This window comes from Paenibacillus sp. V4I9, from assembly GCF_030817295.1.
Lineage (GTDB): Bacteria > Bacillota > Bacilli > Paenibacillales > NBRC-103111 > Paenibacillus_E.
This window is the reverse complement of record NZ_JAUSZE010000001.1, coordinates 7,691,825-7,715,768: the sequence shown is the minus strand read 5'-3', so window position 1 is coordinate 7,715,768 and position 23,944 is coordinate 7,691,825. Positions and strand designations below refer to the sequence as shown.

At 46.9% G+C, this 23,944-nt stretch carries 23 protein-coding genes; 2 read left to right on the top strand and 21 right to left on the bottom strand.

Annotated features, from left to right (window positions below; translation table 11 throughout):
* Window positions 1–51: 51 nt before the first annotated feature.
* The 21 genes from whiA to QFZ81_RS35465 form a co-directional block, all read right to left on the bottom strand.
* The gene (gene whiA, locus QFZ81_RS35565; RefSeq protein WP_029195994.1) at window positions 52–984 is read right to left on the bottom strand and encodes a DNA-binding protein WhiA; all 933 of its coding nucleotides are present in this window, start codon (window positions 982–984) and stop codon (window positions 52–54) included.
* 5 nt (window positions 985–989) lie between these two features.
* Window positions 990–1,973: a gluconeogenesis factor YvcK family protein gene (locus QFZ81_RS35560; RefSeq protein WP_307606496.1), complete on the bottom strand. Its 984-nt coding sequence runs from the start codon at window positions 1,971–1,973 to the stop codon at window positions 990–992.
* A 31-nt stretch (window positions 1,974–2,004) separates the two neighbouring features.
* Entirely contained in the window at window positions 2,005–2,892 is an 888-nt protein-coding gene (gene rapZ / locus QFZ81_RS35555) for an RNase adapter RapZ (RefSeq protein WP_056833528.1), read from the bottom strand.
* Between the two features lie 76 nt (window positions 2,893–2,968).
* Window positions 2,969–3,916 (bottom strand): ROK family glucokinase, encoded by a 948-nt coding sequence (locus tag QFZ81_RS35550; protein ID WP_307436182.1) that lies wholly within the window; start codon window positions 3,914–3,916, stop codon window positions 2,969–2,971.
* A gap of 230 nt (window positions 3,917–4,146) precedes the next feature.
* A complete protein-coding gene (trxB, locus tag QFZ81_RS35545; protein ID WP_307606494.1) occupies window positions 4,147–5,094 on the bottom strand; it encodes a thioredoxin-disulfide reductase in 948 nt (315 codons plus the stop codon).
* Window positions 5,095–5,274: 180 nt separating this feature from the next.
* Window positions 5,275–7,011: a tetratricopeptide repeat protein gene (locus QFZ81_RS35540; protein ID WP_307436186.1), complete on the bottom strand. Its 1,737-nt coding sequence runs from the start codon at window positions 7,009–7,011 to the stop codon at window positions 5,275–5,277.
* 321 nt (window positions 7,012–7,332) lie between these two features.
* Window positions 7,333–8,283, bottom strand: a complete 951-nt coding sequence (locus tag QFZ81_RS35535; protein WP_057302624.1) for a ribose-phosphate diphosphokinase — start codon at window positions 8,281–8,283, stop codon at window positions 7,333–7,335.
* A gap of 75 nt (window positions 8,284–8,358) precedes the next feature.
* A complete protein-coding gene (gene hisJ, locus QFZ81_RS35530) occupies window positions 8,359–9,165 on the bottom strand; it encodes a histidinol-phosphatase HisJ (RefSeq protein ID WP_307606492.1) in 807 nt (268 codons plus the stop codon).
* A gap of 27 nt (window positions 9,166–9,192) precedes the next feature.
* Window positions 9,193–9,855 carry a bifunctional phosphoribosyl-AMP cyclohydrolase/phosphoribosyl-ATP diphosphatase HisIE gene (gene hisIE, locus QFZ81_RS35525; RefSeq protein WP_307436191.1) on the bottom strand — a complete coding sequence of 221 codons (663 nt, stop codon included), beginning with the start codon at window positions 9,853–9,855 and terminating at the stop codon, window positions 9,193–9,195.
* On the bottom strand, window positions 9,852–10,610 hold the full coding sequence (gene hisF, locus QFZ81_RS35520; protein WP_307606490.1) for an imidazole glycerol phosphate synthase subunit HisF: 759 nt from the start codon (window positions 10,608–10,610) through the stop codon (window positions 9,852–9,854). The genes hisIE and hisF overlap by 4 nt, the downstream gene beginning before the upstream one ends.
* Window positions 10,611–10,658: 48 nt before the next feature.
* Entirely contained in the window at window positions 10,659–11,264 is a 606-nt protein-coding gene (gene hisH, locus QFZ81_RS35515) for an imidazole glycerol phosphate synthase subunit HisH (protein ID WP_307436196.1), read from the bottom strand.
* Between the two features lie 2 nt (window positions 11,265–11,266).
* Window positions 11,267–11,875, bottom strand: a complete 609-nt coding sequence (hisB, locus tag QFZ81_RS35510; protein ID WP_307606488.1) for an imidazoleglycerol-phosphate dehydratase HisB — start codon at window positions 11,873–11,875, stop codon at window positions 11,267–11,269.
* Window positions 11,875–13,161, bottom strand: a complete 1,287-nt coding sequence (gene hisD / locus QFZ81_RS35505) for a histidinol dehydrogenase (RefSeq protein WP_307449226.1) — start codon at window positions 13,159–13,161, stop codon at window positions 11,875–11,877. Before hisD ends, hisB begins: the two co-directional genes overlap by 1 nt.
* 246 nt (window positions 13,162–13,407) lie before the next feature.
* Window positions 13,408–14,043, bottom strand: coding sequence for an ATP phosphoribosyltransferase (gene hisG, locus QFZ81_RS35500; RefSeq protein WP_057302649.1), 636 nt, complete (start codon window positions 14,041–14,043; stop codon window positions 13,408–13,410).
* Between the two features lie 180 nt (window positions 14,044–14,223).
* Entirely contained in the window at window positions 14,224–15,438 is a 1,215-nt protein-coding gene (locus tag QFZ81_RS35495) for an ATP phosphoribosyltransferase regulatory subunit (RefSeq protein WP_307436202.1), read from the bottom strand.
* A 206-nt stretch (window positions 15,439–15,644) separates the two neighbouring features.
* On the bottom strand, window positions 15,645–16,139 hold the full coding sequence (locus QFZ81_RS35490) for an acyltransferase (RefSeq protein ID WP_307436204.1): 495 nt from the start codon (window positions 16,137–16,139) through the stop codon (window positions 15,645–15,647).
* Window positions 16,136–16,795 carry a pyrophosphatase PpaX gene (ppaX, locus tag QFZ81_RS35485; RefSeq protein ID WP_057302633.1) on the bottom strand — a complete coding sequence of 220 codons (660 nt, stop codon included), beginning with the start codon at window positions 16,793–16,795 and terminating at the stop codon, window positions 16,136–16,138. The genes QFZ81_RS35490 and ppaX overlap by 4 nt, the downstream gene beginning before the upstream one ends.
* Window positions 16,773–17,747, bottom strand: a complete 975-nt coding sequence (gene lgt / locus QFZ81_RS35480; protein ID WP_307606485.1) for a prolipoprotein diacylglyceryl transferase — start codon at window positions 17,745–17,747, stop codon at window positions 16,773–16,775. The genes ppaX and lgt overlap by 23 nt, the downstream gene beginning before the upstream one ends.
* Window positions 17,748–17,788: 41 nt before the next feature.
* Window positions 17,789–18,730, bottom strand: coding sequence for an HPr(Ser) kinase/phosphatase (hprK, locus tag QFZ81_RS35475; protein WP_047678955.1), 942 nt, complete (start codon window positions 18,728–18,730; stop codon window positions 17,789–17,791).
* 175 nt (window positions 18,731–18,905) lie between these two features.
* On the bottom strand, window positions 18,906–20,036 hold the full coding sequence (locus QFZ81_RS35470; protein ID WP_171641331.1) for an ABC transporter ATP-binding protein: 1,131 nt from the start codon (window positions 20,034–20,036) through the stop codon (window positions 18,906–18,908).
* Between the two features lie 111 nt (window positions 20,037–20,147).
* Window positions 20,148–21,263 carry a PucR family transcriptional regulator gene (locus QFZ81_RS35465; protein WP_307606483.1) on the bottom strand — a complete coding sequence of 372 codons (1,116 nt, stop codon included), beginning with the start codon at window positions 21,261–21,263 and terminating at the stop codon, window positions 20,148–20,150.
* Between the two features lie 498 nt (window positions 21,264–21,761).
* Between QFZ81_RS35465 and QFZ81_RS35460 the strand changes: the two genes are divergently transcribed.
* Entirely contained in the window at window positions 21,762–22,358 is a 597-nt protein-coding gene (locus QFZ81_RS35460; protein ID WP_307436222.1) for a gluconate 2-dehydrogenase subunit 3 family protein, read from the top strand.
* On the top strand, window positions 22,355–23,917 hold the full coding sequence (locus tag QFZ81_RS35455; RefSeq protein ID WP_307436224.1) for a GMC family oxidoreductase: 1,563 nt from the start codon (window positions 22,355–22,357) through the stop codon (window positions 23,915–23,917). Before QFZ81_RS35460 ends, QFZ81_RS35455 begins: the two co-directional genes overlap by 4 nt.
* The last annotated feature ends 27 nt before the right edge of the window (window positions 23,918–23,944 follow it).

Genomic DNA, 23,944 nt, shown 5'->3' with positions numbered 1-23,944 from the left:
ACTAGAAAAAATGAGAAAAACTTATAGATGCGCTGTACAGGGCCATCTTATCTACGAATTCCGCTGTTTTTCAGCCAATTCGTCGATTTTTCGTAGACGATGATTGACGCCAGATTTGCTTACACTGCCCTTAAGCATGTCGCCAACCTCCTTGAGATTCAGATCGGGATGCTGAAGTCTAATCTCGGCAACCTCTCTTAGCTTCTCAGGCAAGCTATCCAGTCCGACCTCCCTTTGCAGGAGACGGATATTTTCGATCTGTCTAACGGCTGCACCAATCGTCTTATTGAGGTTCGCTGTTTCACAATTGACAATACGATTTACCGAGTTACGCATATCCTTCATGATCCGGACATCCTCAAAGCGCAGCAGCGCTTGATGTGCCCCAATGATACTTAGAAACTCAATAATCTTCTCGCCTTCCTTGATATACAAGACGAACCCTTTTTTGCGCTCGATGCAGCGGGCATTCAAATCGAATTTGTTCGCAAGCTGTGACAACGCCTTGCAATGCTCCTCGTAAATCGAGGCAATCTCGAGGTGATAAGAAGAACCCTCGGGATTATTCACCGAGCCTCCAGCCATGAATGCCCCACGAAGATAGGCACGTTTGCAGCAATTGCCTCGAATGATCTCTTTATTAATTCCCGTAGTGAAGATGAACCCTTCGGAAACAATTTTTAGATCACTGAGCAGCTCCTGGACCTGACCGGGTACTCTAACAATATACACGTTATTCTTCTTCAAACGCATTTTTTTACGCACGAGCAGCTCAGTGTGCAATTTGTACGTCTTTTTGATGAGCGTGTATATCCGCCTAGCAATAGCTGCATTCTCGGTGGAAATATCAAGTACGACGCGTTGGCTGGTTAGCTGCACAGATCCATTCATTCGAATCAAAGCTGACAGCTCCGCTTTTTCACAACATGCTTCCGCATCTGTAATTAACGTCAATTCTTTTTTGGTTGTTGCCGCAAAGGACAAGGGACTCACTTCTTCCTTAACATCCAGCTTTCGACGAGCTGATAAATATGGTCACTCAATTTCTCTGCATCATGACGAAGGTAGGTACGAAATAGCACGAGTCGATCAGCAATAATCCGATACCCTCTCTTCGTGACTTCTTCTAGGTCCAAATGAACCGCTTTCGAACCCTTTTCCGCATATTTCGCCTGAACTTGCGGAGGGATTTCCCCATTGTTCACAATCACATAGTCAAACAAATGTTGGCCCAGGTGATCATAAATGGCATCCAGATGATCGCTGACCGAGTAGTCGTCGGTTTCGCCTGGCTGTGTCATCACATTGCAGATGAACAACTTTACAGCATTCGATTTCATAATTTCTTCCGCGATCCCAGGGACAAGTAGATTCGGCAGTAAGCTGGTATATAAACTACCAGGGCCGCATAATATGGCATCCGCTTCGCGTATAGCTTGAACGGCTTCAGCTAGCGGTGTCACGTTAGTCGGCTCGATGAATACACGTTTGATGCGTCCATCTGCTTTTGGAATCTTGGACTCGCCTACGACTAAGGTACCATCTTCCATGATCGCTTTCAACACGATAGCTTGATTCGATGCGGGGAGCACCCGGCCTCGGACAGCAAATACCCGATTCATCTCTTGAACCGCAGTGACAAAGTCACCTGTAATATCCGTAAGAGCTGCTAGTATTAGATTTCCCAGACTGTGTCCAGCTAAACCTGTACCCACTTGAAATCTATATTGCAAAATAAGCGATAACAAGGGCTCGACATCAGCAAGGGCCGTTAGTACACTGCGAATGTCACCTGGAGGAGGCATCTGCAATTCATTCCGGAGAATGCCAGAGCTTCCTCCATCATCCGCTACCGTCACAATGGCTGTAATATCAACCGGTTTCTCCTTCAATCCTCTAAGCATAACCGAAAGACCTGTTCCACCGCCAATAACGACTATTCTGGGCTTGCGTTGTAATTCAACATGTTCCATACTTCTTTCACCCTCTTAATCGTAGGACTGCTTATACACGGTCCCGCTCGGCGTCTCGATGACTCAAACGCACGGTTTCGGTTTCGCTATTCCCCATCACTTTGCCGAGATATTCCGTGATGGCGACGGATCGGTGTTTACCTCCAGTGCAGCCTATTCCTACAACAACCTGGCTCTTGCCTTCTTTCTTATATTGAGGCATTAAGAAATGCAGCATATCGAGCAGCTTATTCAGGAACTCTTGCGTTTCGCTCCACTTCATCACGTAATCATACACATCGGGATCTTGACCCGTCTGTGGACGAAGCTGTTCGACATAGTGTGGATTCGGTAAGAAGCGAACATCGAAGATTAAATCAGCATCAATAGGGACACCATACTTAAATCCGAAGGAGATTACATTTATAGATATGCGGTTTGTTTCCAAATTGGTAAACCGGGAAATAATTCTTTCTTTGAGCTGCACCGGCTTAAGCGTGCTTGTGTCAATAACCTGTGTGGCTAAGCCTTTCAGCTCTTCAAGCAGTTTACGCTCAAGACCAATACCTTCAAGCGGCGCTCCATCGGGAGCTAGCGGGTGACGGCGGCGGCTTTCCTTATAACGCTGTACTAGCGTCGCATCGGTAGCATCTAGGAATAGAATTTCATAACTAAGCGTGTAATTCTCTTGAATATAACGAAGCGACTCCTGAAGTGCAGTGAAAAATTCACGCCCTCGCAAATCAATCACCAGTGCCACTTTGCCGATTTTCCCCATCGACTGCTCGATCAACTCAGCAAATTTAGGAATCAGCACAGGAGGCAAATTATCTACGCAGAAGAATCCTAAATCCTCTAGACTCTGTACAGCAATCGTCTTACCTGCACCTGACATTCCTGTAATTATGACCAGTTTCGCTAAAGGGTGGTTTTCTTCCATGAATGACACCTTCCTTTGGAGTGCTTCTCGCAGGCCAACTCAGATCCGCTAACCATACGAACAGTACGTTTTACGACTATCTTAAATTCAAACCAGCAGCGCCCACGATGCCTGCATCGTTACCGAGTGTTGCAGCAACGATCTCAACACCTTCTGAGGCTGTCTCTGGCGTGTATTTCTTAAAGGTTTCACGAATCGGTTGGAATAAAATTTCTCCTGCTTTAGAAACACCACCACCGATAATGAATCGTTTCGGGTTAATAATAACAGCCAACGCAGCCATCGAACGTCCAATATAATATGCAGCACGGTTCACGATGCGCAGGGATACTTCATCTCCGCTCTTGGCTGCATCGAAGACATGCTTCGCTTCAATCTTCTCATGAAGAGCTAATGACGTTTTCTCGCCGCGTTCAACCGCTTCATTGGCCATACGAACGATGCCTGTCGCCGACGAAACTGTTTCTAGACAACCCATTTGTCCACATCCACACTGAATCGCTTCAATGTCGGGCACAACGGACATATGACCAAGCTCTCCAGCCATACCCGTAGAACCTTGATAAATTTTCCCATTAATAATAATCCCGCCGCCAACACCTGTTCCGAGCGTATAGCAAACTATATTTGGAATTCCTGCTCCGCTGCCTGCCCAAGCTTCGCCTAAAGCAGCTACATTAGCATCGTTGTCAATCTTAACTGTTTTACCAAGAAATTCTTCCAGCATTTTCTTCGCAGGGACATTATGCCATTGCAAATTGGGAGAGAATTTGACAAAGCCTTCCGGAATATCCATGAATCCGGCTAAACCTGCGCCAATACCAGCCACTTGCTCCCATTCAAACGGAGACTCTTCGACAATTTGGCGTACATACTGCGCAATTCGCTCAATTACAAAATCAGAACCATTTTCCGCACCTGTAGGGCCTTCAAACGTATGCAGCAGTTTCCCCTGCTCATCGCAGATACCCACTTTGATATTCGTACCGCCTAAATCTACACCGATATAAATCTGATCTGACATTGCAAGGTCACCTCATGAATATTCATATAATTTTCGGATATTTTCCGGGGTCCCCGCAAAGTAATCGGAATATGCTTCGAAGGCTATGCGTCACTTTGTGGGGTTTACTTATGCTCCTGTTCCAACTATAAGTCAAGCCTGGAAACTGGTCAAGATTCAACAGCTCCCAAAGAAATGAGAAAACGTGGAGAGATTAGCCCTCCACGTTTGCTGTAAAGACTCCAGACCACTTACAGCGACTGGCTCCAATCGTGTACGATGCTTCCTTCTAGGAACTTTTCAGCTTCCAGGGCAGCTGCACATCCACTTCCTGCCGCTGTAATCGCTTGGCGATACTTCGTGTCTTGCACGTCACCACAAGCAAATACACCAGGGATATTCGTTTCCGTCGTGCCCGGCTTCACAATAATATAGCCGTGCTCATCCGTATCAATTTGTCCACCTAAGAACTTCGTATTCGGTGTATGGCCGATAGCTACAAAGATACCGTCCGTTTCGATGATTTCATCTTCACCGGTTTCGTTATTTTTGACCCTCAGGCCTGTTACACCTTTTTCACCAGCTACAACTTCAAGCGGCGTATTATTCAGTGCCCATTTTACTTTTTCGTTGCCGCGAGCACGGTCCTGCATAATCTTCGAAGCGCGAAGTTCATCGCGACGGTGGACTAAGCGAACTTCCGAAGCAAAGCGAGTAAGGAAATTCGCCTCTTCCATGGCTGAGTCACCACCACCAACGACAACAATCTTTTTGCCGCGGAAGAAGAATCCGTCACACGTTGCGCAAGTACTTACGCCGCGTCCGATGTTTTCTCTCTCATTGGTAATTCCCAGCAATCTGGCAGAAGCACCCGTGGAGATAATCAGTGTTTCTGTCTCGATCTCGCCAAGACCTTCAACTTGCAGTTTAAACGGACGATTCGTCAGCTCAACAGAGTTCACCCAACCGGTTTTGAATTCGGCGCCGAAACGTTCTGCTTGCTTACGCATATTCTCCATTAATTCAGGACCCATAATCCCTTCAGGGAAGCCGGGGAAGTTCTCTACTTCGGTAGTAGTGGTTAGCTGTCCCCCTGGCTCTGGCCCCTCAATAACGAGCGGGCTAAGGTTGGCACGCGCTAAATAAATGGCTGCTGTTAGACCGGATGGTCCTGTTCCTACAACGACTGATTTGTACATATGGTTTCCCTCCTAGGTGCTTTCCTTAGGAAAGCTATCTACGTAAGCATCGCCTGCGTTTTGCTTCAGCAAGACAGCCTTCGTATGCTCCGCTTTATTGTGCTTCCATGCGAGCAGTCGAAACCGCCTCTTTATTTATGTATGAAAGCCAAGTCTTTCGACAAGACAAAAGACTGGCTATCAAATACTCGTGAATTTGTTAAAAATAGCTTCCATCTTCTCACGTAAACCGCACGTGTCATCAATCAACTTTACATTGCGGCTTACTGTTGAGACTGTAACGCCATAGCGTGTAGATACTTCCTGGTAGGAAATAGCTCGGCGATGCATCTTAGCGATCAAATATTCTAACGCTGCCGCCCAGCCCTCGGATTTATGAATCTTAGGCACGCCCGGGTAGATCTTCGTCAGAAATTCAACCCATAAGATTTCCAAATCATACTGTTGAACCATATCATAGCGCTTGTGCATATGGGAAAGCGCCGTTTCCATCACACTCTGCCATTTGGCATCCCAAATAGGCAAATGCGGCGAGTAAGGAGAGGCCTCTACCGTAATCTCTTGGTTCTCAAGATAGGCGGGAAGTGACTCTCGGATCCCCATACTGCGAAGCACGAAAATGGCGACTCGTTTCAAATAGTCATCCTCTTGACGATCTAGGATGAAATCCTGCAAAGCATCTCTCACTTCATTATCAGCAATTAAGCCGAACGCTTGGATCACCTGCAGCTTCGTCTCGATATCACCATGGCGCAAAGCCCAGAAGAAGGAAGAACGCACTAGCGGATCTTTCTTCAATTGGTCTGGGATTCCTTGCGTGGATTTCTCCAACACCCTAAACTGCTCTTCGAAAGGCAGATGGTAGTGATAGCTCCACGTTAGCGGCCCTTCGACCTTCTCGCGTGAGCGCAGCTGCTCCAAGTAAAACTTGGAAATTTCGGCGCCGGGATCAAGCTTCTCGGCTTGCTTCCAATATCGGTAAGCCTCGCCGAATCGACCGATATGGCTGGCTGCTACCGCTGCATAATGATAGAGGCAAGGGTCTGCTGTACCGTCTCCTGCTTTAAGCAGGCGCTTAAACAAGTGGTATGCCTTCTCATGCTCAGAAAGGATGCCCATCGTTGTAGCAAGCTTGAAAACATGATCCTGCTGAAAAGGAAACGTCTTGCACAATAGAGATGTTAGCTCTGCTAACTCCTCCTTGTTACCGAAATGCTGATGGAAAATGGCCATATTACATAGCGCATGCAGATTTCCGGCATCGATGTCGAGCACCGCACGAATCGTTTCCATTGCCTTCTCAAACTGACCCATATAGTAATAAGCAAGGGCCAGATTGTTGCGGGCAGCTGTGAAATCAGGTTGATTCTTCACCAATTTCTCTAACTGCCTCACAGCTTCAGCGAACTTACCCTCTTCGAGAAGCGCACGGGCTTTATCATGCTCGAAGAGCCCTTCTCGACTCTTAATGCTAGTGAGAGGGGCGGGACGTTCAAGCTCGTAGCTTAGCATTTCCATCATTTCTTCGGATTCATCCATGAATTGACCTGTTGGGTCCGTCTCCAAGTATCGAACCAACGCTTGTTCAGCCTGCTCGAAATTTTCCATGTTGGCATAGTTGTTTGCCATATAAAAGTGACATTCCGTCATCTCGGGATCGATCATATCAAGGACATGCTGCAGAATTTGGTTCGACTCGTCATAATTGCCCATTTCGGAGAGAACTCCTGCGAGATTGCAGTGATTCACAGGGTTATCCTGCTCATATTCTGCAGCTCGCCGGAAATATTTCAATGCCTTATCATAATGAAACCGATCCAAAGATTGAACCGCTCTCTCGAAAAAGAATGCGGCATCCATGTTAATTGAGATAACTTTAGGCTTTGGCGCTTCGGACACACGCTTAATCTTTTCCATAGCAAGACACCTCCGGCAATTTGATTACACTCAAATTATACCATAGATCGCTTGGAAGCCAAAAACATAATCCGAAGGTAAGATCTGGTCTTGATTTTGCTCTTGAACTTTGCTCTTTGAACTTGCTCTTGCCCCTTGTGCAATAGTGGCTTTAAAAGTCGGCTTTCAAAACCGAGAAGGCTGGACGAAATCCGAGGAACGAGGAACGGAGCGTAGGTGAGCCTACGTGAGTACCGCAGTTCCCGGATTTCGTTCAAGATTCGACGCCGAATCCACTTCCCTGCTTAATCCTCGTTTTCAAAGTCGCCTTTTAAAGCTTCCTTATACGCCGCCGTATTTGAATAGGGAGGATAGGGATCCACCTTCATTAATAATGCGAATCGCATCAGACAACAGCGGAGCTACTGAAAGCACATTGAATTTATCGGAATGTCCTTCTGGAATCGCAATGGAGTCCGTGATGATGACTTCCTTAATGCTAGGGTGATCTAAACGCTGCAGGGCAGGTCCGGAGAACACAGGATGTGTCGCACAAATATATACGTCATGTGCTCCTCTTTCCTTCAGACTCTCAACAACGTTGACAATCGTCGTACCGGTATCGATAAGATCCTCGATAATGATCGGAGTACGTCCTACAACATCACCAATGACGTGGGTAATCACCGACTCATTGTGTTCTGGGCGCTTCTTAATCATCATCGCGAATGGCGCATCGAGAATGTTTGCCATTTTTTCAGCAGTTGTCGCACGTCCCGCATCCGGAGATACGATGATAGGGTTAGGTAAATTCTTTTTCTTGATGCAATCACTGATAAGATCAAGGGCTGTCAGATGATCCACCGGAATATTGAAGAAGCCTTGAATCGCAGGTGCATGAAGGTCAATCGTTACAACACGAGTTGCACCTGCTGCACTGAATAAGTCAGCTACTAATTTAGCAGAAATCGGCTCACGCGGAGCAGCTTTACGTTCTTGACGAGAGTAACCATAGTAAGGGATGACAAGGTTGATCGTTCTTGCAGAAGCTCTTTTCGCCGCATCCATCATGACCAGAAGTTCCATCATGTGCTCATTAATCGGATGGGAAAAAGTTTGTACCAGGAATACGTCACAGTTACGAATCGTTTCTTCGTAAAGACAGTAAATTTCTCCGCTTTTAAAACGGGAAAGCTTAATTTGTCCAAGCGGCTGGCCGAGCTCTTTACAAATACGTTCCGCAAGCTTCGGATTCGAAGATCCGGAAAAGATTTTAACATTGTCGCTATGCATGGTTAATGGTTACCTCCGAAGGTTCATTAAATAGATTATACAGTTCCTACTCATTATACATGAAACATGTCGAAATTAAAAAGTCACAAGATGTCGTTTTCGGGCAGAAAATGTGGCTATTTCGTTAAATCCAACGGATTTCAAGAGTTCCCTAGCTTCGTCCAAATATTGGGACAACCGATCCGGCTGGTGCGCATCCGAACCTATCGTCAATGGAATTCCCACCTTATGACAATATTCCAGCATTCGGCGGCTCGGGAACATCTCTTTACACGGATGGCGCAAGCCCGAAGCATTCAGCTCGATCGCAAGCCCACATTCTTTCACAGTGTCCAATGCCGCCTTCTCCAACTCCCACGGATCACGATCCGGGACGTAACCAAATCGTTTAATCATATCTATATGACCAATATAGTCATACAGTCCGGTTCGGACTGCTTTCTTCACTGCCTCGTAGTATTGCGTATAAATAGTATAAATATCCTTGCCATCCCAACCCGCAAGCTGCCTAAAATCAGAAATATCCCACTCGCCAAGGAAATGGACAGAACCGATAACATAGTCCCATGGGTATGCTTTGATGATTGCGGCAATCTCCGTCTCATAGCCCTCGATATAATCGCCCTCTAGCCCGACACGGATATCAATCTGATCTTTGTACTTCTCTTTAAGATGCAGACACTCCTCGACGTAGCGAGGCAGTTCTTCCATCGGCATGGCCATTTCCGGCCAATAAGTCGCAGGGTCCACATGCAAAAGCGGCATATGATCCGAAAGCCCCAACTGTGTGAGCCCGATCTCGATGCCGCGTTTGACGTATTCCTCCAGTTCCCCAGAGGCGTGACCGCAGCGTACATGATGTGTATGATAATCAATCAACATCGTGAATTCACTCCAGGTCGTTTTTATTTATTTTTTGACGTGCCGATTAGCCAGCTCTTTCATAATATCATCCAAAGGCAATTTATTATTACGTAAAAGGACCATTAAGTGAAAAATAAGATCACTCGCTTCATAGCGAAGCTCTTCGTTATCTTTGTTTTTGGCTGCGATAATCACTTCGGCCGTTTCTTCGCCGACTTTTTTGAGAATCTTATCGACACCTTTTTCAAAAAGATACGTTGTATAAGCGCCCTCAGGACGCTCAGCGTCACGCGAAGCAATCACAGCTTCCAACTCGCCAAGGATCGCGAAACGATCACCAGCAGAGGCAGCAGGTGCGACTTCTTGCGCAGAACCTTCATCTCCCAGAGGAATGTTAGCTGTGAAGCACGTATAAGTACCATTGTGGCAAGCAGGTCCCACTTGTTCCACGAGAACCAGAAGCGTGTCTGCATCGCAGTCGTACCGGAGTGATTTTACCTTTTGTGTATGACCGGAAGTTGCCCCCTTGTTCCACAACTCTTGACGGGAACGGCTCCAGAACCAAGTATCACCCGTTTGTATCGTACGCTGTAATGACTCGCTATTCATGTAAGCAAGCATAAGCACTTCTTTGCTGACTGCGTCCTGCACGATGGCAGGTACAAGACCCTGTGCATCATAAGTAATTTGATCTATTGAAAATGTCATCGGATTTCAACCCCTTTACCTTTAAGGTCGTCTTTGACCCCTTGAATCGTTAACTCTTTATAGTGAAAAATGGTTGCCGCCAGACCTGCATCGGCTTTGCCTTCGGTAAATACATCGTAGAAATGCTCCGCTTTGCCCGCTCCACCGGAAGCAATCACGGGAATCGTGAGAAGTTCGGACACGGCACGCGTTAGCTTCAAATCAAAGCCGTCCTTCGTCCCGTCGGCATCCATGCTGGTAAGCAAAATTTCTCCTGCGCCAAGCTCTTCCATACGTTTCGCCCACTCCAACGTCTTGATACCAGTGGCGTTGCGTCCGCCATGTGTGAACACTTCCCACTCGCCCCACTCGCTATTGTACTTCGCATCAATGGCAACAACAACACACTGGGAACCGAACTTCCGCGCTCCATCCGAAACGAGCTGAGGATTGCGAACTGCTGCGGTGTTGATACCGATCTTATCTGCTCCGGCGCGAAGCAGGCGTTTCATGTCATCCACACTGGAGATGCCGCCGCCTACGGTGAAAGGGATCGTAATCTCCCCTGCCGTTTGACGGACAACCTCTACCATCGTCGCCCGTCCTTCCACTGAAGCCGAAATATCGAGGAACACCAGTTCATCCGCGCCCTCTTTATCGTAAATCGCTGCCAGTTCCACCGGATCACCAGCATCGCGCAAATTAACGAAATTAACGCCCTTGACCACCCTGCCATCCTTGACGTCTAGGCAAGGAATAATTCTTTTCGCTAACATGATGGGCACTTCCTTCCTTACCTGATTATCTAAAAGCAAAAGAGCAAACTATTTGCACATTTTCAGAAAATTATTAAGCAGCTGCATGCCGAAATCCCCACTTTTTTCGGGGTGAAACTGCATGCCATATACGTTGTCTCTGCCTACAATGGCCGTCACCGGCTGATGGTAATCCGTTACCGCCAACAGGTCGCTTTCGCGCTCCGGCTTCGCATGATAGGAGTGGACGAAGTAAACGTGCCCTTCTTCGATACCTTGGAAGATAGGACTCGCATTTTGCTTGTAGACTAATCCATTCCAACCCATATGCGGCACTTTGTAGTCGCCGCGAAAGCGAACGACCGAGCCAGGCAAAAGGGCAAGCCCCTCATGATCCCCATGCTCCTCGCTGCTGGCGAACAACAACTGCATACCAAGGCAAATGCCTAATAGAGGCTTACCCGATTCCGCATAACGGATGACGACATCATTCAGCCCCGACTCGCGCAGCTGCTCCATCGCATCCCCGAATGCGCCTACACCTGGTAGGATAGCACCCTCAGCTGCAAGGATCTGATCGGCATCCCCTGTTACAACAGCTTCGTAACCTAGACGCTCGACAGCCTTGCTTACGCTGTGTAAATTGCCCATTCCATAATCAATAATAGCGATCATTCTTACAGCACCCCCTTCGTCGAAGGAACCCCCTGTACACGAGGATCAATCGATGTCGCTTCATCTAACGCTCGGCCTAAAGCTTTAAATACAGCCTCAATCATGTGATGCGTGTTTTGTCCGTAATGTACGATAACATGCAGCGTGATACGGGCTTCCAGAGCAAACTTCCACAGAAACTCTTGAACAAGCTGCGTATCAAAACTGCCCACAGTTTGTGAAGGATACTGCGCACGATATTCCAAATGCGGTCGGTTGCTAATGTCGATGACAACTTGAGCAAGGGCTTCATCCATAGGGACGAATACGCTAGCATAGCGTTTAATCCCTTTTTTATCGCCTAGTGCTTCACGAAGGGTTTGACCTAAACAAATGCCAATATCTTCAACCGTATGATGATCATCGATCTCGATATCGCCTTTAGCAACGACATTCAGATCGAACTGTCCGTGTTTTGTGAACAAATCAAGCATATGGTTCAAGAAAGGTACATCGGTTTGGATCTCAGAAACCCCTGTTCCATCTACTTGAAACGCGAGGGCAATGTCAGTCTCATTCGTTTTGCGGGCTACACGCGCTGAGCGAGTGATCTCTTTATCTTGTTCAGCCATTATTTCAACTTCCCTTCCTTCTTGAGTCGGATCTCTACCGCTCTTGCATGACCTTCCAACCCTTCGTTACGGGCCAGCGTCATAATCATTTCGCCGTTTGCGATCAGTGCTTCCTTGCTATAGTGAATAACGCTTGATTTTTTTAGGAAATCGTCCACATTCAGTGGCGATGAAAAGCGGGCTGTGCCATTCGTTGGCAGCACATGGTTAGGTCCAGCGAAATAATCGCCGACGGGTTCCGTGCTGTAGGCTCCTAGGAAAATAGCTCCTGCATTCTCAATGCGAGGCAGCAGATTAAAAGGCTCCTGCACTAACAGCTCACAATGCTCCGGCGCCAAGCGATTGACAACGTCCACGCCCTCGTCCAAGTTATCCACAAGGAGTATAGCTCCTTTGGTCGCTGTGGACACAGAGGCGATCGCTTTCTTCGGCAGTACATCCAGCTGCCGCCATAGCTCTAGCCGAACCGCTTCGGCAAGCTCTCTTGATGGTGTGACCAGAATTGACGGTGACATTTCGTCATGCTCGGCCTGTGCCAGCAAATCGGCCGCGACATATTCAGGATCGGCGTGCTCATCAGCAAGCACGACAATGTCCGTTGGTCCGGCGATCATGTCGATATCGACGACGCCGAACACGAAGCGTTTCGCCAGCGCGACGTAGATGTTGCCGGGCCCGACGATCTTATCGACCGGCGGGATCGATTCCGTGCCGTAGGCCAGCGCAGCTACCGCCTGCGCCCCGCCTACGCGGTAGATCTCTTTCACACCCGCTTCGGCTGCTGCCACGAGGATATGCGGGTTGATGCCCTCTTCCCCCGCGGTGGCCGGAGGCGTCACCATCGCGATCTCCGGCACCCCCGCGACGATCGCGGGGATGGCGTTCATGAGCACGGAGGAAGGGTAAGCCGCCTTCCCTCCGGGCACGTACAATCCGACCCGCTTCAGCGGTCGGATGATTTGGCCCAGCAGGCTGCCATTCGCCTGCAGGTCCATCCACGACGTGCGTTTCTGCTTCTCATGAAACGCACGAATGTTGGCGGCGGCTTGTCGCAGCGCCGCCAGGAACTCGGCGTCGACCTGCGCGTACGCCGCTTGGATCTCCTCGTCGCTGACGCGAAGCTCAGCGACGGTGACGCGGTCGAACTGCTGCGCCATGCGTCGCAGCGCGGCATCTCCGTCCTGCCGCACCTCATCGATGATGCGGCGGACGGTCTCATTTTGCTCGGGTGAGCCGTATTCGACCTCGCGGTTCAATTGAAATTCCGAGGCGGGAAGTATCCGCATCTTCATCATCCTCTCTTGATCGTCTTACTTATCTATATCGATTGCACCATAGCTACTTATTTGCCCCATTTTCTGCGCTTACGATTCCAGTTCCTCCATGAGGGGAACGTGGATGCGTTATTTGCCGGAAAACAGCCTATTTTCATGCATTCGAGGAACGAGGATCCCTTATTTCGTTGTTTCCGCCTCTTCAAACCCTTATTTCGCTCAAATAGAGGATCGTCGTTCCTCTAAAGTGCGTTTGCTCTACGCCTTAATCACAGGCAAAACAGCCTGCAGCATATCACATAACCGCTGAATAGAATCATTCTTCATGCGGTAACTCACACGATTCGCAATTAAGCGGCTCGTAATCTGAAAAATCTCCTCTTGCTCCACAAGTCCGTTCTCCCGAAGTGTCTCTCCCGTTTCGACCATATCCACGATCCGGTCAGCAAGGCCAATCAGCGGCGCAAGCTCGATTGAGCCGTTTAGCTTGATAACCTCAACCTGCTGCCCTCGCTCGCGAAAATACTGAGAAGCGACGTTCGGATACTTCGTCGCGACGCGCGGATTGATCTCTTGCTTCCAATCCGGCAGTCCAATAACCGACATCCGGCAGCGTGCGATGCCCAGATCCAGCAGCTCGTACACGTTGCGGTTCTCCTCCATCAGGACATCCTTGCCGACAACCCCGATATCCGCTACGCCATATTCGACATAGGTAGGAACATCCACCGGTTTCGCCAAAATGAATTCCATTCTTGCTTCATGAACAGGAATGATTAACCGGCGTCCTTCTTCCAGGTCCTCTGGAATCGGCAGACCCGCTTTATGAAAAAGCTTTGCTGCTTGTTTATATATACGGCCTTTCGGCATCGCTACTTTTAGAATATCATCCACCGTTCCAACCTCCTTCAAACTTCAAATCAACGGAGCGAGACCCATTCATGCATTTGATTTCATTTTCCTGCAATTAATTCTGCATTCAATTCGACGTTCACTTCTGCATTTTCACTTATATTGCATTTGTCCTGCTCCCGATCTTGCACTAGCTCTCTCAACTCGTTTAAATATTTCCAATCAAACCGCTATATCAATCATCGTAATAACATCACTATAAACCGTTCCGCCAAGCTCGTAGCTGTCTCCCTTATTCAACAATTCATTCGACCAAGCTTCATACTCGCTCACCAACTGCGTGATAATGATAACTTCATCATCACTGCTGCGCATAGCCTTCGCCAGCCGCAGCGCTTCTTCACGATGCTCAGCATCGTAGGCTATCAGCACACGCCCTGGCTGCTCCACGTTCTCTTTTCCTGTAACCTCTAGGATTCGGTTCGTCTTGAGCGCAAACCCCGTTGCCGGAGCCGGACGCCCAAACTGACTCAGCAGATTATCATATCTGCCGCCGCTGCAGACCGGGAAGCCTAAATCAGACGCATATCCCTCAAAGGTCATACCTGTATAGTAGGAGAAATCTCCAATCATTGTTAAATCAATCACTACATGCTCACTAACTCCATAGGCTTTCAATACATCCCATACTTCGCATAAATGACGAATCGCATCCTGCGCGATGGGGTGCTGAGATACCATACGAGCTTGCTCACAAATTTCATCTCCGCCTCTAAGTCTTAATACACCACCCAGCTCACGTTCCACTTCCGGTGTAAGGGCTAACGACTTAATGGCTTCGCGGTACCCCACATAATCGCGACTGAGCAAATGCTCCTTCAGCGCGAGCTGTGCATCACTGCGTCCTTCCAGCGTTTCCTGAAACAAACCGTTCAGGAAGCCTACGTGACCGAGCGCAATCTTGAATGCACCTACGCCAGCCGCTTGCAACGAAGCAATCGCTAACGCTACAACCTCAGCATCCGCTTCGGATGAAGCATCTCCAATAAGCTCGACGCCCGTCTGGAAAAACTCCGAATCCCGCCCAGCTTCTTCTTCAATCGAACGAAAGACATTCGAATGATAAGATAAGCGTAATGGAAACGCATGTTCTTTCAGCAAAGAAGAAGCTACACGCGCTATTGGCGCTGTCAATTCAGACCGCAAAACAAGTGTCTTTCCCTTACGGTCAAGCAACTTAAACAGCTTCTTGTCTTCTGTGGAGCTCGCAACACCAACGGTATCGTAATATTCGAGTGTAGGCGTAATGATCTGGTTATAACCCCAGCGTTCCATACAGGCCAATACACGGAATTCAATATTTCGCAGTTTCGTAACCGCTTCGGGCAAATAATCTTTAACCCCTAACGGTTTTTCAAATACTTTTGGCTTTGACACCGTCTCACCTCAACATGTAGGAATTCAATTTCCTCTTTATTCACTTTAACACAGTAACGTGCTACCATACTACCAAAATAAAGAATGTACGGCTATTTTATCACGTAAGCTTAGGACCGTCAATCGTCTTTCCCCTGATTATCCGCTCTTGATATCCTCATTCATGCGCAAAAAAAAGAGCTGTACAGCTCTACAGCATACAACTCTCATTTCTCATTAAATCTTTCACGAATCGTCTGAAGTGGATTCCCTGCCACAAAGCTGTACGGTGCTACATCCTTGTGCACAACCGAACCCGCTCCAATAATAGCATAGTCTCCAATCGTCACACCGGGTAGAATCGTCGTATTGGCGCCTACCATCACATGCGATCCAATATTTACATCCCCGAGTCTATACTCTTTAGTTAAATATTCATGGGCTAATATTGTCGTGTTATACCCAATAATCGTATTGCTTCCTACATGAATCTTCTCTGGGAAAAAAACATCCACCATTACCATCAAAGCAAAAGCGGTATGCTCACCAACCTTCATCCCCAATACATGTCGGTAAATCCAATTTTTCATACGCAGCGAAGGCGAGTACCGCGTTATTTGAATAAATAAGAAATTCCGCATCGCCTTCCATTTGCTTACGGTATGATAGATTTGCCATAAAGCATTAGGTCCATCTACCGGATACTTATCCGTTTTTCTCAAACAGCATCCACATCCGACGTCAGCCCCACAATAGGAAGCAGGTCAAGCATATCGTCGATCAAATGATCCGGGTTATACTGCTCTAAGTAGGAGCGCCCTTTCCAGGACCAGGATACGCCAACAGATATGACGCCCGCATTTTTGGCAGCCTCAATGTCATAATGGCTATCTCCAACCATTACCGCTTGGTCCGCAGTACTCCCTAACACCTTAAGCGCTGCAATTATGCCTTCAGGATGCGGTTTAGGCTCCTTTACATCCTCAACGGTCACGATGGTACTAACGAAAGTATCCAGTCCATAAAGCTTTAAGCCCATCAAAGTGGTTTGCCTAATCTTGCTAGTTACGATCCCGATTTTAATCCCGTTTGCGTGCAACTTAGCCATCGCCGTATGTACATTCGGAAATTCTTTGACCAGCTCATCATGCTTGGATAAGTTGAAGGTCCGATATTTCTTTATGATCTCTTCAACCTCCTTCCTGCCTGTAAAAAATTCCATTTGCTCAACAAGGGGACGCCCCATATTCGGAATGATTAGCTCCCGACTGACAGGCTCTGCCGTCTCGCCTTCCAGGCTATGCAAAAAAGATTGCACGATAAGCTCATTCGTATCAACAATCGTTCCATCCAGATCAAACAGTACGGTTTGAATCATAGTCTGCTCCTTTATCTATCTCTTGATCTTTCATCACTTTGTTTTTCTCTTCGGCTTTCGTGGAAACAATCGGGTCGACATAACGCACATTCGCGTATCCTTTTTTCCTTCTCACGATAATAACAATAACCATTCCTATCACGATCAGAAGCGCTAATAACTGCGAGAATCTCACATTGCCGCCATAGGTAAGTACGCCCGGTTCAAAAACAACTGTCATTGGTGACCACAGTGTATTCAAGAGCGACGCAAGCCACGTGGGACCAGTGAAATCGAGACTATCTGTACGCACACCTTCGATAAAGAAACGACCAATGGAATACCAGATAAAATAACTGAAAAATAGTTCCCCTGCTCGAAGGAAAGGCCTGCGACGAAGCCAGAGTAGAACTAACAGCCCTAAGAGATTCCAGACAGATTCATACAGAAATGCCGGGTGATAAAAAGTACCCTCAATGTTCATTTGATTCACGATAAAATTAGGCAGGTGTAAAGAGTCTCGTAAGAATGACTCCGTGACAGGGCCTCCGTGGGCTTCCTGATTCATAAAGTTGCCCCAACGTCCTATCGCTTGTCCTACAATTAAACCTGGTGCACAAATGTCCGCGATTCTCAAGAACGAGTACCCTTTGGCTCTTACGTAGAAAAAAGTACCGATAATCGCACCAATTAGTGCTCCATAGATGGCAATACCGCCGTGCCATATCATAAAAATTTCAGCTAAATTATCCTTATAATCGGACCACTGGAAGGCTACATAGTAAAGTCTAGCGCCAACAATCGCTGAAGGCACCCCAATTAACAATAAATCCATGAAAAAGTCAGGAACGATTCGGAACCGCTTCCCTTCTCGGATTGCCAGTAACAAACCAATTAACGCAGCTGTACCTAAAATAATGCCATACCACCTGACGTGTATCGGTCCCAAGGAAAACGCAACACTTTCGAGCATAGTTTCACTCCTTCATTATTATTATATAAAATACTGCTTAATCAATCGAAATCCTCAAAATCTTCGTTCAGCGACTCCGTCAGTTTATTCGTAAACTGAAGTGCCGCGTTGTATCCCATTCGTTTTAAACGATAGTTCATCGCGGCCACTTCCACGATAACCGCTAAGTTTCGTCCTGGTCGAACAGGAATCGTGACGAGCGGCAGATCCGTATCAATGATGCGTGTCAATTCCTCATCGAGACCCAATCGGTCATACTGCTTGTCCTGCTGCCAATTTTCCAATTTAACAACAACTGAAATCTTCTTTACATTACGAATGGCACCAGCTCCGAATAAAGTCATCACATTAATGATACCCACACCGCGGATTTCAAGCAAATGACGAATAAGCTCAGGAGCATTTCCTGTCAGCACCTTATCGCCATTTTGACGAATTTCTACTGCGTCATCAGCAATAAGCCGATGGCCTCTTTTTACAAGCTCAAGTGCTGTTTCACTTTTCCCGATGCCGCTGCTCCCAGTAATGAGCATACCAATTCCGTATACATCGACAAGTACACCATGGATTGTCGTACTTGGAGCTAATTTATTCTCTAGAAACCCTGTTAAACGACTTGCAAAAATCGTCGTAGACATTTGGCTTCGAAGTACGGGGAGATCACGCTTTGTCGCTTCTTCCAGTAATTCAACAGGAACATCCAATCCTCTTGTCACGATGATACAAGGTGTTTCCTCCGGCGAGCATAGCTGCTCTACTCGATTCCGCCTAACACCCGTCGTTAACATTTCCATGAAGGTGACTTCCGTCTTCCCAAGCATCTGGATACGTTCTCTTGGATGGTAATTAAAATATCCGGCCATCTCAAGACCTGGACGGTACAGATCACCGGTTGTTATAGGGCGTTTCAGTCCAGATTCACCTGCAAGAACCTCCATATGGAGTACCTCCACCAATTCGGAAACCTTCACTTTTTTGGCCATCGTCCTATCTCCTCCGAGTTTTGCCTGTGCAAAACGTGCTTCATCTGCTATTATTCTTTCTTTTCAATAGTTTCATCGTAATGGAATAGTTAGTTGAAATCAACTAAAGTGTTCGTGAATCTGTATGAACATACAAAAAGGCCAGCCGATAACGGCTGGCCTTTCTGTTAAAAACTTATAGATTAGGGTTAACCAAGATGGACAATGTTGTATCTTTATCGAAGAAATGAACTTTGTTCATGTCTAGAGCCAATTTAACATTTGTGCCTTCTTTAATTCCAGAGCGACCGTCAACACGCGCGATTACAGTGTTAGCGCCGATACCGTTCAGGTACAAGTACATTTCGTGACCCAAGTTCTCAGTCAACTCAACGTTAACATTGAATACTGTGTTCGGGGATGCTTCTAAGAATACAGGCTCTTCGTGGATATCTTCTGGACGAACACCTAGAATGACTTCTTTACCAACGAAACCTTTATCTTTCAGTACTTGTGCTTTTCCAGCTGGAACTTCAACGTTCACAGTACCTGCTTTGAAGAAAATGCCGCTGCCTTCTTGTGTTAATGTACCTGTCATGAAGTTCATGGATGGGGATCCGATGAAGCCCGCAACGAAGATGTTAACAGGGAAGTTGTAAATTTCTTCAGGTGTAGCCGCTTGTTGAATGATACCTTTATCCATAACAACGATGCGATCGCCCATTGTCATTGCTTCGATTTGGTCATGCGTTACGTAGATCGTTGTAACACCAAGACGTTTTGTTAATTTTGTAATTTCCGCACGCATTTGTACACGAAGTTTCGCATCCAAGTTGGAAAGCGGCTCATCCATTAAGAATACTTGTGGCTCACGAACAATCGCACGACCCAAGGCAACACGTTGACGTTGACCACCGGAAAGAGCTTTTGGTTTGCGATCAAGCAAATGAACAATATCCAAGATTTTCGCTGCTTCACGAACGCGAGCATCGATATCTGCTTTTTTGAATTTACGAAGTTTCAAGCCGAATGCCATGTTTTGATAAACAGTCATATGTGGATAAAGGGCGTAAGATTGGAAAACCATCGCGATATCGCGATCTTTTGGAGCTACATCATTTACAAGGCGGTCGCCGATGTAAAGTTCACCTTCAGTAATTTCCTCTAATCCTGCGATCATACGAAGAGTTGTGGATTTTCCGCAACCGGATGCTCCAACCAATACAACGAACTCTTTATCTTCAACTTCAAGATGGAAATCTTTAACTGTGGATTCTTCTGCACCAGAATATCTTTTAACGATATGATTTAAACGTACGCCTGCCATGGTTTCATTCCCCCTACGATTTATCGATCATATGCTTGCTGATCAACTTTTCAATATACTCATCTTACCCTACGAAGTCCGGACTGACTATGCACAATCCCTACAAAAAAATCACTTTCTTTTCGTTACTTTGTACAATAGTAATGCAAGTCTCACTAAAACCGCATGATTGAACGTTCTCACATCGAGTCCGGTCTCATTTTTAAACTTGTCCAAACGATAGAGCAAGGTATTACGATGTATATATAACTTCTTCGCTGTTTCACTAACGTTACAGTCCAGTGTGAAGAAATGTTCCAACGTGATAACTGTCTCTGCATCCAGCACATGGTCTATGCCGCGAAGTACCTGTTCTAGGAATTCTGCCTTTTCCTCTTCGTCAATCAAGTGCAGCAGCTTCTCCAAACGAAGCTCCCAACGAAGATGAATAAAGCTCCCTACATGAAAGGAACGCCCTAACATGATGGTTTCCCTCAGCTTGAGAATCGTGGCAAACAGCGATTTCGAAGGCTTTACCGGATAATCAATAGCCAGGTGGCATTCGCCAACCCACTCATTAGCGAGCATTTCATACAGCCCTGAGCCGAGAGCGTCGAGTATCTGCTCTACGCTTTCTTCCTCATCGCCTTCTCGCTCTTCGCTACCACTGGTTAGCAGACCTTCGGGTGCTAGGATCAGCCACTCTTTTTCTAGTAAAGGAATCAGAATAATCTCCGATTCAAAGAAAGACTCCAACAGTTTCTTCAGTTCCGCATAGGAAACGCGCTGATTTTGAGAATAGTCTCCATATAATAACAGCGGAATTTTCGTTGAATATAGAGAGGATTGTGAAGCAAGCGCATCCGGCAGCTCAGCATGGGTTGAACCGCGTTCCATCTGCTGCAGCAGCCAATCTCTTAATTGGTGCGCCTTTCTTTCATCTTCAGATAGAAAGACTCCCCACTGCTTCTTTTCTAATGTCATCTTAGACTCTACCGTTAACTCCACAAGTTTGCGTTCTGAAGATGTTAGTTTGGCTTTGGAAACCTGCAGAATGCGAATATCTTTATGTTCTTTGGATAAATAAAAAAGCACATCCTGACCACGCACAACACTTCGATTAAAGCTCTCAAGATTCTCTGCCTGTTCTTCCGCCAAATGCTCCCAATCTGCCTCGGGTATCAAGCTAATCTGCATAGGCGACTGTAAAACCGCTTCCAAACGCTCTTTTACACGCTCCCAATCCATCTGCCTCTCTCCCTTACTCCCATATATCTTCTATATCTATCTCCTTATTGTAACATATGTGCCCCCCCTCATGTGAATGTGAAAGACCCCTCCTGCAGCAACTGCAAAAGGGATCTGTTTAGATTGCCGGAATCCACAGTTGTGAAGAAAACTAGATCTCCGGTTTGCACATTACTTTTGCTAACAAATGTACCTTCCTTAGCTTAATCACGGGAAACACGCGGCAGTGGTAAATATGGCCAAATAAAACCAACTCATAATCTTTGATAATTTGGAAATAATTGTACTAGGGTGATTTCAACCTATAGGAGGATCTGCTTCTGGTTTGGCGTCATTCAAGGAATAATCGGCTTTATATTTCACATCAAAGGTGTTCAGAAACGGGTAGGCGGCTTAGCATTGTGAAATTTTCTTACGGGTTCGCCGGTGATGATGCCTTTACTATTTTCAGTCATTAGCATTTTTGGTATTACTGCTATCTATGGAGGATGACTTACCATGAAAAATCATACCTATTATCCGACCTACAACGTCATGGATGAGCAAAAGGAATGGGATTCCCATACTCGGTCCATAGTGACCTCCCGACTGGTGCGAGAACATTCTTATCATTTTCTAACCCCGGTAGAAACGGAGACATTACGGGCTTGGTGCGCTTTGCTCATGGATGATTATCGAGGAGATATTGTTCAAACGATCCTTACTCATATCGATCAAACATTGACAGAAAATAAAGGGGAAGGACAGCGCAAGGTCAATGTGCCCCCCATTCAAAAACTCCTGCGTCAGGGACTTAAAGCTATTGACGAGGCTGGATGGATAGCCGATAGCCGACCTTTCTTCCAATTAGATGAAACTGCTCAAAAGCACATCATGCTCCAAATCAGCGATGCCAGCTACCCTCCAACGGAAGCTTGGGATGACATTCCACAAAAAGCACTGTTTCATAAACTCCTTCAGTTAAGTGTAGAGGCCTATTACTCACATCCTTTAGTTTGGTCGGAGATCGGTTTTGGTGGCCCTGCCTATCCTCGTGGATATGTAAGAGCAGAACCTGGCCAACTTGATCCTTGGGAGGCAGTGAGGAAGCCATGAAGTGGAGACATGAACATGATGCTGCTGATATCGTAATTGTAGGTGCAGGTGCAGCAGGCGGTGTACTAGCCAAAGAGTTGAGTGAAGCTGGTCTGAGTGTTGTTGTGCTCGATGCGGGCCCTTGGCGGGATCCTCAGAAGGATTTCGCTAGTGACGAGCTGAGCATGCAGAGTTTAGCTTGGGAGGATACTCGTATTGTTGATGGGACGGAACCATTTGGATTGGGGAGCCACAATTCGGGTAGGGGGATAGGCGGCGGGACACAGAACTTTACCGGTGTTTTTTTGCGCTTTCATGAATCAGATTTCAAAACAAAGTCCATTGATGGCGTTGGTGAAGATTGGCCCATTCACTACAAGGATCTGGAGCCTTATTACAACAGAATTGAAAAAGAAATTGCTGTTTCCGGGCCGAAGCATTTCCCATGGGGAAATTTCAATGGTCCTTACCCTTATCCAGAGCGTGACCCCCTAAGTCCTAATGCCTATTTATTTCAAAAGGGCTGCGAAGCACTTGGCATTCAATCCGCGGTTACACCGCTTGCTATTCTATCCGCTCCTTTTGAAGGACGTCCTCCCTGCACCAATCGTGGCTTCTGTATCCAAGGCTGTATGCCGAATTCCAAGTTTAGTACCTTGATCGTTCATATCCCTAAGGCCGTTCACGCTGGAGCCGAAATACTACCGGATTGTATGGTTACGCAAATCGAAGTTGATAAAGAGGGGCATGTCAACAGTGTTCTCTTTGTTCATCAGGAGACAACCTATCGTCAACGAGCCAAAACTGTTATTTTATGCGCACATGTTGTCGAGACCCCTCGCCTGCTGCTTCACTCCGCTACTCCTCAATTTCCTGACGGTTTGGCGAATTCCAGCGGCTGGGTAGGCCGCGCGATTATGACGCATAGCAGTAATGATGTCTACGCCAAATTTGAGCAAGAGGTTCGTTTGTACAAAGGCACACCTGTATTAGCCTCCACACAAGATTTCTATGAGACTGATCCGCGCAGAGGCTTTGCGCGTGGCTATACGATTCACTCTCACGGCTCGAGACCTATAGATATGGCTCAGGGGATCAGCAAATCGTCTCACGAGCCCATCTGGGGGCAGCAGCTTAAGCAAATCATGCTTGATTACAACTACTATGGGCGTTTAACCATGGTTGGAGAAGTTCTTCCGCAATGGGACAACCATATCTCCTTATCCTCTGAAAAAGATGAAAACGGAATGCCTCGTGCCTCCGTGACCTTCCATTACGGGGATAACGATCTTAAATTAATCGATCACGCTGTAGAGAATATGAAACTCATCCTCAAAGCAGCCGGAGGCGAGGTTGCCCACGTAGTATCCGACACTCAGCATCTCATGGGCGGCTGCCGCATGGGTAATGATCCAGCTACCTCCGTCGTCAATTCTTACGGTCAAAGCCACGACATTCCAAACCTGTTCATTTGCGATGCGAGTCTCTTCGTAACATCCAGTGGAGGAAATCCCACCAACACCGTAATGGCGCTTGCTGCAAGAACAGCCGATTATATTATTGACCTTGCCAGTTCTTAATTGGCGAAGTTAGCTTCACGGTGAATT

Excerpts from the sequence above, each read along its gene's own strand:
- hisD (WP_307449226.1), bottom strand. The coding sequence starts at position 13,161 with ATGCGGATACTTCCCGCCTCGGAATTTCAATTGAACCGCGAGGTCGAA.
- hisF (WP_307606490.1), bottom strand. The coding sequence starts at position 10,610 with ATGTTAGCGAAAAGAATTATTCCTTGCCTAGACGTCAAGGATGGCAGG.
- hprK (WP_047678955.1), bottom strand. The coding sequence starts at position 18,730 with ATGGCCAAAAAAGTGAAGGTTTCCGAATTGGTGGAGGTACTCCATATG.
- QFZ81_RS35460 (WP_307436222.1), top strand. The coding sequence starts at position 21,762 with ATGAAAAATCATACCTATTATCCGACCTACAACGTCATGGATGAGCAA.
- hisB (WP_307606488.1), bottom strand. The coding sequence starts at position 11,875 with ATGGCTGAACAAGATAAAGAGATCACTCGCTCAGCGCGTGTAGCCCGC.
- QFZ81_RS35470 (WP_171641331.1), bottom strand. The coding sequence starts at position 20,036 with ATGGCAGGCGTACGTTTAAATCATATCGTTAAAAGATATTCTGGTGCA.
- lgt (WP_307606485.1), bottom strand. The coding sequence starts at position 17,747 with ATGCTCGAAAGTGTTGCGTTTTCCTTGGGACCGATACACGTCAGGTGG.
- QFZ81_RS35465 (WP_307606483.1), bottom strand. The coding sequence starts at position 21,263 with ATGGATTGGGAGCGTGTAAAAGAGCGTTTGGAAGCGGTTTTACAGTCG.
- QFZ81_RS35540 (WP_307436186.1), bottom strand. The coding sequence starts at position 7,011 with ATGGAAAAGATTAAGCGTGTGTCCGAAGCGCCAAAGCCTAAAGTTATC.
- QFZ81_RS35455 (WP_307436224.1), top strand. The coding sequence starts at position 22,355 with ATGAAGTGGAGACATGAACATGATGCTGCTGATATCGTAATTGTAGGT.
- QFZ81_RS35535 (WP_057302624.1), bottom strand. The coding sequence starts at position 8,283 with ATGCATAGCGACAATGTTAAAATCTTTTCCGGATCTTCGAATCCGAAG.
- hisH (WP_307436196.1), bottom strand. The coding sequence starts at position 11,264 with ATGATCGCTATTATTGATTATGGAATGGGCAATTTACACAGCGTAAGC.
- ppaX (WP_057302633.1), bottom strand. The coding sequence starts at position 16,795 with ATGATTCAAACCGTACTGTTTGATCTGGATGGAACGATTGTTGATACG.
- hisIE (WP_307436191.1), bottom strand. The coding sequence starts at position 9,855 with ATGACATTTTCAATAGATCAAATTACTTATGATGCACAGGGTCTTGTA.
- QFZ81_RS35560 (WP_307606496.1), bottom strand. The coding sequence starts at position 1,973 with ATGGAACATGTTGAATTACAACGCAAGCCCAGAATAGTCGTTATTGGC.
- hisJ (WP_307606492.1), bottom strand. The coding sequence starts at position 9,165 with ATGTTGATTGATTATCATACACATCATGTACGCTGCGGTCACGCCTCT.
- trxB (WP_307606494.1), bottom strand. The coding sequence starts at position 5,094 with ATGTACAAATCAGTCGTTGTAGGAACAGGACCATCCGGTCTAACAGCA.
- rapZ (WP_056833528.1), bottom strand. The coding sequence starts at position 2,892 with ATGGAAGAAAACCACCCTTTAGCGAAACTGGTCATAATTACAGGAATG.
- QFZ81_RS35550 (WP_307436182.1), bottom strand. The coding sequence starts at position 3,916 with ATGTCAGATCAGATTTATATCGGTGTAGATTTAGGCGGTACGAATATC.